Here is a 6,000-nt window from a genome sequence, read left to right as displayed (position 1 = left end):
GGGGTGGGGGGGGGGGGGGGGGGGGGCCCGCCCCCCCCCCCCAGCCCCCCCCCGCCCCCCCCCCCCCCCCCCCCCCCCCCCCCCCCCCCCCCCCCCCCCCCCCCCCCCCCGCCTTCGACAGTTTCCTGCGGTCTGTTGGACATGCCGAAGGGGTTGCCGAGGGGGTCAGATCCGTTTTCCTGCGGAAAACGGATCTGACCCCGATTTATTTCGATATCTGACAGATTTCATCCACGCAAAGCGTGGATGGTCCAACCGTCACCGGAGATCTGTCGGAGGTGGGGCGGGGGGGGGGGGGGGGGGGGGGGGGGCGCGGGGGGGGCGGCCCCCCCCCCCCCGCCCCCCCCCCCCCCCCCCCCCCCCCCCCCCCCCCCCCCCCCCCCCGCCCAACTCACAGAAAACCAGAGCCGCTTTTGATCTTGATTTGGCTTCGGCAGGTGCAGGGCGCAGCCCTGCCGAAAAACCTACTTCACCCGACGGCCCGAGCGGTCGATCCGGAACCGCTCTCCGCCTTCCATCGGCGTGTGGCCATCGGCATCCGGCGTACCGCGACGGCAACCGTTGCAGACCTCGGCCACGCCATCCTGGAACGGCCAGCCGAAATCGAAGGTGCCGGGCACCACCTGGCGGAACTTCAGGTCGAAGTAGCCGACGCGGTTGCCGACGCGGGCGCGCAGCAGGCCTTCCTGCGGTGTTTCCGGACCGTTGTCCCAGGTCAGTACCGGCAGGCTGCGGCCCTTGCGGTCGACATAGTGGAAGCCCTGCCCTGCATACACCACGGCCAGGCCGTGGTCGTCGTAGTTCAGGTCCTTCAGCGTGTCGGCACTGATCTTCGGCCGGTGATCGATCACCTCGCAGTTGGGCAGCGGCCACAGTCCGTGTTCGTCGGTCAGCAGCTTGCACGCCGGTGCCTGCGCCGCTGCACGGGTACTGATCAGTACGCCAAGCACTGCCAGCGACCACGCAAGGCGGCCGCTGGCGGGGGCAGGGCGGGCCTGCCGTGCGATCACTTGGCCTCGGCCTTGCGTTCGAAGGCCGTCGGTGCCGGCAGCTGCACCGGCACGCCCTTGTCATTGCAGGTGCCGGCCTGGCACAGGCGCTCGCGCAGGGCCGGGGTGGCCTGCACGATCATGTGGTAGATCGCGTTCTGTTCCAGCGTGCCGCGGATCGCCTTGCTGCCCGGGCCGCGCGCCCAGATGCCGACGTCTTCGCCGCCGTGCGACTCGGACTTCATCGGCACCAGTGCTTCCTGCATGTAGTCCGGATGCTCGGTGTCGACCTCGCGCAGGTTCGGGCGGCCGTTGGCCGGTTCGAAGCTGCTCGGGTTGTGCGGGTAGCGCTTCGGGCCGGCCGGCTGCTGGTTGCTGCTGCCGGTATGGCCCGGGCCATTGGCGTAGCTCAGCGTGGTGTAAGGCTGGCCGCTGCCGTCCAGCGCGTAGTCCAGCTTGCCGGCGCCATCTTCCCCGCCCTTGTCCTTGACCTTGCCCAGGATCGGGTTGCCGCGTGCCGGGTAGCCGACGAAGTTCAGCGTGTGCGAGTGGTCGGCGGTGACGATGATCAGGGTGTCGTCGGCCGAGGTCAGCTCGTTGGCCACGCGCACCGCATCGGACAGGGCCACGGTCTCGGTCAGCGCACGGTAGGCGTTGCCGCTGTGGTTGGCATGGTCGATGCGCGCGCCTTCGATCATCAGCACGTAGCCTTCCTTGTGCCTGGACAGATTCCTGATGGCTGCGGCAGTCAGTTCGGCCAGGCTTGGCTCACCACCCGGATCCTGCGGGCGCTCGTACTCGTAGCGCATGTGGTCCGGTTCAAACAGGCCGAGGATGGCCGGCGCGTTGGTGGCCGCCGCCAGCTGCGTGCTGTTCCACACGTAGGCACCCTGCGGATGCGCCTGCTGCCATTCCTGCACCAGGCTGCGGCCGTCCAGGCGCTGGCCGACCTTGTCGTCGTATTCCGGGTCGCGCTCTTCCACCGTGGTGAATTCACCGCGGCCGCCGCCGAGGGCGACCAGCGGGCCGCGGCCATAGCGCGAGGTCGACAGCAGCTGCTGGGCGATGTCCTTGCAGCCGGCCGCCTTGGCCGCTTCAGTCAGGTCGGTATCGTTTTCCCAGTTGCGCTCGGGCGAGTGCGCGTAGGTGGCGGCCGGGGTGGCATGGGTCAGGCGTGCGGTGGACACCACGCCGGTGGCCAGGCCGGCGCTGTCGGCCAGCTGCAGCCAGGTCAGCAGGCCCTTGGACAGGCTGTCGGCGCAGTCGGTGCGGCTGCCGGCGCTGACGCCGATCGCACCCATGTGGGTCTTCACGCCGGTGGTGATGGCGGTCATGGTGCCGGCCGAATCCGGGGTCTGCGAATCGGTGTTGTAGGTCTTGCTGAACGCCGTGGCCGGGAAGCGCTCCCACGACAGCAGGTTCTCTTCACCCGAGCCGCCCTTCTGCTGGCCTTCGTAGATGCGCGAGGCCGCCACGGTGGTCAGGCTCATGCCGTCGCCGAGGAACAGGATGACGTTCTTGGCCTTGCCGGACATCGCGCCGTTGGCGGCGGCCTGGGCGGCGCCGCTGCGGTACCACCACTGCGGGGTCTCGCCGGCCGGATGGGCGACGGGATCGACGGCGACCTTCAGGCCGGCCGGGGCAGAGGCGGAGGTGGTACTGGCGCTGGCGCAGGCGCCGAGCAGCAGGGTGGTGGCGCAGGCGGCCAACAGGGAGACGGAACGGCGCATGGACGCTGGGATCTCACAAACTGTAACGGGACGTTCATTATGCCCGCCCCTGCAAGGCACGCCGATGACACACTGATTTGCCGGCCGGGCGGTCGTTCTGCGGGCCGCCATGGGCTATCGTGCCAGCATCCCTTCCTTCCCCTCTGGATTGCCTATGAAGCTGGTCTCTGCCTGGCTGCGGATTCCATTCTGGCAGCGCGTGGTCGGCGGCTTCGTGCTCGGCGCGCTGGCCGGCTGGGCGTTCGGCCCGGCCGCGGAAACGTGGTTCGGCCCGCTCGGTGAACTGTACGTCACCCTGATCAAGATGATCGCCGTGCCGCTGGTGTTCTTCGCGGTCATCAACGCGATCTCGTCGCTGCACGGACAGAAGTCGGTCGCCGCGCTCAGTGGCCGTACCTTCCTGTGGTTCGTGATCACCGCTGCGTTGGCGGTGTGCGTCGGCCTGGGCGTGGGTACCGTGCTGCAGCCTGGCGCCGGAGGCCTGCAGCTGACCATGGCCAGCAACTACGTGCCGCGGGAAGTGCCCAGCGTGGTGCAGGTGCTGTTGGACGTGGTGCCAGCCAATGTGTTCTATGCGCTGTCCGGCATCGGCACCAAGGTCAATGCGGCCGGTGAAACCGTGTTGGCTGCCGGTCGCGGCTCGATCCTGCCGGTGATCTTCTTCGCCGGCCTGGTGGGCTTTGCCATCGTCAAGCTGGGCGAGAAGGTGACCGAGGCGCGCAAGCTGGTCGGCCAGATGAGCGACATCATGATCCAGGTGACCCGCTTCGTGCTGGAAGTCACCCCGATCGGGACCTTCGGCCTGATCGCCGGCCTGGTCGGCAGCTACGGGTTCGAAAAGCTGCTGCCGCTGGGCCATTTCGTACTGGCGCTGTACGTGGCCTGCGCCTTGCACATCGTGGTGGTCTACAGCGCACTGCTGCTGGCGCACGGCCTGAACCCGCTGAAGTTCTTCCGTGGCGCGGCGCCGGGCATGCAGGTCGCCTTCGTCAGCTCGTCCAGCTTCGCCGCGATGCCAGTGGCGCTGCGTTCGATCACCCACAACCTGGGCGTGAACAAGGACTACGGTTCGTTCGCGGTGCCGCTGGGCGCCAGCATCAAGATGGATGGCTGCGGTGCGATCTACCCGGCGCTGTGCGCGGTGTTCATCGCGCAGTACAGCGGTGTGCCGCTGACCCCGGAGCAGTACGTGGTGGTGCTGATCGCTTCGGTGCTGGGCAGCTTCGGTACGGCCGGCGTGCCGGGTACCGCGGTGATCATGGCCACGGTGGTGCTGAGCGCGGCCAACCTGCCGCTGGAGACCATCGGCTACCTGTATGCCATCGACCGCATCCTGGACATGATGCGTACGATGACCAATGTGACGGGCCAGATGCTGGTGCCGGTAATCGTGGCCAAGGAAACCGGGCTGCTCGACCAGGCGGTGTATGACAACCCGTCCAGCAACGTGGGAGTGGACGATCCGGACCCAACACCGCCACGCCGCTGAGGTTGCGTGGAGATGAAGGCCCGCCCTGACCGGCAGGCCTTTTGTCTGGGAGGTGGCTTGCGCGGTGTCGGCCGAGGCGGGCACCTGGTAGATCCACGTCATGCGTGGATGGCGGCAGTGCCGACCAACGGTCGGCACCCACCAGAGGTCGGTGGATCCACGCCGTGTGTGGATGAGGGCAGTGCCGACCAAGGTCGGCACCCACCGGGGCCGACCGGCGCCCATCTGTCATTGCGGGCCCAACAAAAAAGCCGCTGCAGGGCAGCGGCTTTCTCGTGTCAGGCGGCGCGGCAGCGCCAACCGGTCACAGATCAGAGATCGACCCGTCGGGCCTGCATGAACTTGTTGCCCCAGTAGCCACTGAGGAGCGTGTCCACGCGGACGTCCTTGCCCGAGCTCGGTGCGTGCAGGAAGCGGCCGTCACCGACATAGATGCCGACGTGGTCGACGCGGCCCTTGCGGCCGAAGAACACCAGATCACCCGCCGCCAGCGCGGCGCGGTCGTTGATCAGTTCGGCGTTGTCGTCGTGGGCCATCTCGCGCGAGACGCGCGGCAGCTCGATGCCCAGGGCCGAACGGAACACGTAGCCGACCAGGCCGCTGCAGTCGAAACCGCTGTCCGGATTGCTGCCGCCCCAACGGTACGGGGTGCCCAGCAGGGTCATCGCGCGGCGCAGCAGCGACTGCACCTTGCCATTGTCGGCTGCGGTGCCGACAACGCTGCCATTGGCGGCGCTGCTGGTGTCGTAGTTGGCGAGCAGGCGGCTGAGGTCCCCGGCTACCACGGCCGAGCGGTCCATCAGCGGAATGGTGTCATTGGCGGCCAGATGCGGCAGCAGGGCGGCCAGCGTGGCACTGGCGGCGGCATCGACGCGGCTGCGCTGCGGAGCGGCCGCCTCGGCCTTGGCGGCCGGTCGAGCGGTGCTCTCGGCCACCGGGGCCGGGGTCACATCGGAGCGGTTCGGAGCGGTCTGCGACCAGGCCGGAAGGCTGGTCAGGCACAGTGCCAGGCCAAGCAACAGCGGGCGGGCACTACGTGAAGATACGGAAGTCTGGCCTTCGCTTTTCAGGTCGTCAGTCGTCACGCGTCGGTCACAGGAAAAAAACGATGGGGCATCATGCCCTGTAAAAGCGGCAATAAGTTAAAAATTCCGTTAGTAAACCGTTAGTTCCATGGTGATGTGTGTCACAGTTTTGAACATATCGCCTGTTCATTTTAGCGAAGGACACGTTTCGCGCCGGTGTAGTGGTCCTTCCAGTAGGGGCCGCTGAGCGAGTCCAGGCGCACGGTGCCGCCGGTGCTCGGCGCGTGCACGAAACGACCTTCACCTACATAGATGCCGACATGGGTGACGCTGCCGCGGCTGCCGAAGAACACCAGGTCGCCGGTGGCCAGGCGCTGCGGGTCGATCTTCGGGCCCTGTACCGCCGCCAGGTCGCGCGAGGTGCGAGGCAGCCGCAGGTCCAGCATCTCGCGGTAGACATAGGCGACCAGGCCGCTGCAGTCGAAGCCCGAATCCGGGGTATTGCCGCCATAGCGGTAGGGCGTGCCGACCAGGCTGATGGCGCGCATCAGCACCGAGTTGGCAGCCTCGGGGTTGTCCGGCACGGTCTTTGGCCAGTTCGCCGTGGGCGGGGGCGGCGCCGGGCGGGTGGCCTTGCCACCGCCACAGGCGGTCATCAACAGGGGCAGGGCCAGCAGCAGGGCCGGGGCGAGGAGCCGGCGCAGGCCGGACGAAACTGGCGTGATGTGCATGATCTCCGGATAATGCGCCACCTTGGATTGGCCGTC

Annotated in this window: 5 protein-coding genes; 1 reads left to right on the top strand and 4 read right to left on the bottom strand. The window is 68.0% G+C overall.

Annotation, left to right across the window (positions count from 1 at the left end; translation table 11 throughout):
* Positions 1 to 464 precede the first annotated feature (464 nt).
* Together V3B30_RS09465 and V3B30_RS09460 are read right to left on the bottom strand one after the other, a co-directional pair.
* Positions 465 to 1,010 carry a WG repeat-containing protein gene (locus V3B30_RS09465; protein ID WP_262082813.1) on the bottom strand — a complete coding sequence of 182 codons (546 nt, stop codon included), beginning with the start codon at positions 1,008 to 1,010 and terminating at the stop codon, positions 465 to 467.
* Positions 1,007 to 2,719, bottom strand: a complete 1,713-nt coding sequence (locus tag V3B30_RS09460; RefSeq protein ID WP_262082812.1) for an alkaline phosphatase — start codon at positions 2,717 to 2,719, stop codon at positions 1,007 to 1,009. The genes V3B30_RS09465 and V3B30_RS09460 overlap by 4 nt, the downstream gene beginning before the upstream one ends.
* A gap of 154 nt (positions 2,720 to 2,873) precedes the next feature.
* On the opposite strand from V3B30_RS09460, the gene V3B30_RS09455 reads away from it, so the two are divergent.
* Complete coding sequence (locus V3B30_RS09455) at positions 2,874 to 4,208, top strand: dicarboxylate/amino acid:cation symporter (RefSeq protein ID WP_100473506.1); 1,335 nt, start codon at positions 2,874 to 2,876, stop codon at positions 4,206 to 4,208.
* A gap of 311 nt (positions 4,209 to 4,519) precedes the next feature.
* Here V3B30_RS09455 and V3B30_RS09450 read toward each other — a convergent pair whose 3' ends face one another.
* Complete coding sequence (locus V3B30_RS09450) at positions 4,520 to 5,227, bottom strand: C40 family peptidase (protein WP_262082816.1); 708 nt, start codon at positions 5,225 to 5,227, stop codon at positions 4,520 to 4,522.
* 197 nt (positions 5,228 to 5,424) lie between these two features.
* The gene (locus V3B30_RS09445; protein ID WP_262082811.1) at positions 5,425 to 5,964 is read right to left on the bottom strand and encodes a C40 family peptidase; all 540 of its coding nucleotides are present in this window, start codon (positions 5,962 to 5,964) and stop codon (positions 5,425 to 5,427) included.
* Between the last annotated feature and the right edge of the window lie 36 nt (positions 5,965 to 6,000).

Source organism: Stenotrophomonas sp. SMYL41 (assembly GCF_036319965.1).
Taxonomy (GTDB): domain Bacteria; phylum Pseudomonadota; class Gammaproteobacteria; order Xanthomonadales; family Xanthomonadaceae; genus Stenotrophomonas; species Stenotrophomonas maltophilia_R.
The sequence above is the reverse complement of the archived record's forward strand: the minus strand, read 5'-3'. Positions and strand labels throughout refer to the sequence as shown.

Excerpts from the sequence above, each read along its gene's own strand:
- V3B30_RS09460 (WP_262082812.1), bottom strand. The coding sequence starts at position 2,719 with ATGCGCCGTTCCGTCTCCCTGTTGGCCGCCTGCGCCACCACCCTGCTG.
- V3B30_RS09445 (WP_262082811.1), bottom strand. The coding sequence starts at position 5,964 with ATGCACATCACGCCAGTTTCGTCCGGCCTGCGCCGGCTCCTCGCCCCG.
- V3B30_RS09455 (WP_100473506.1), top strand. The coding sequence starts at position 2,874 with ATGAAGCTGGTCTCTGCCTGGCTGCGGATTCCATTCTGGCAGCGCGTG.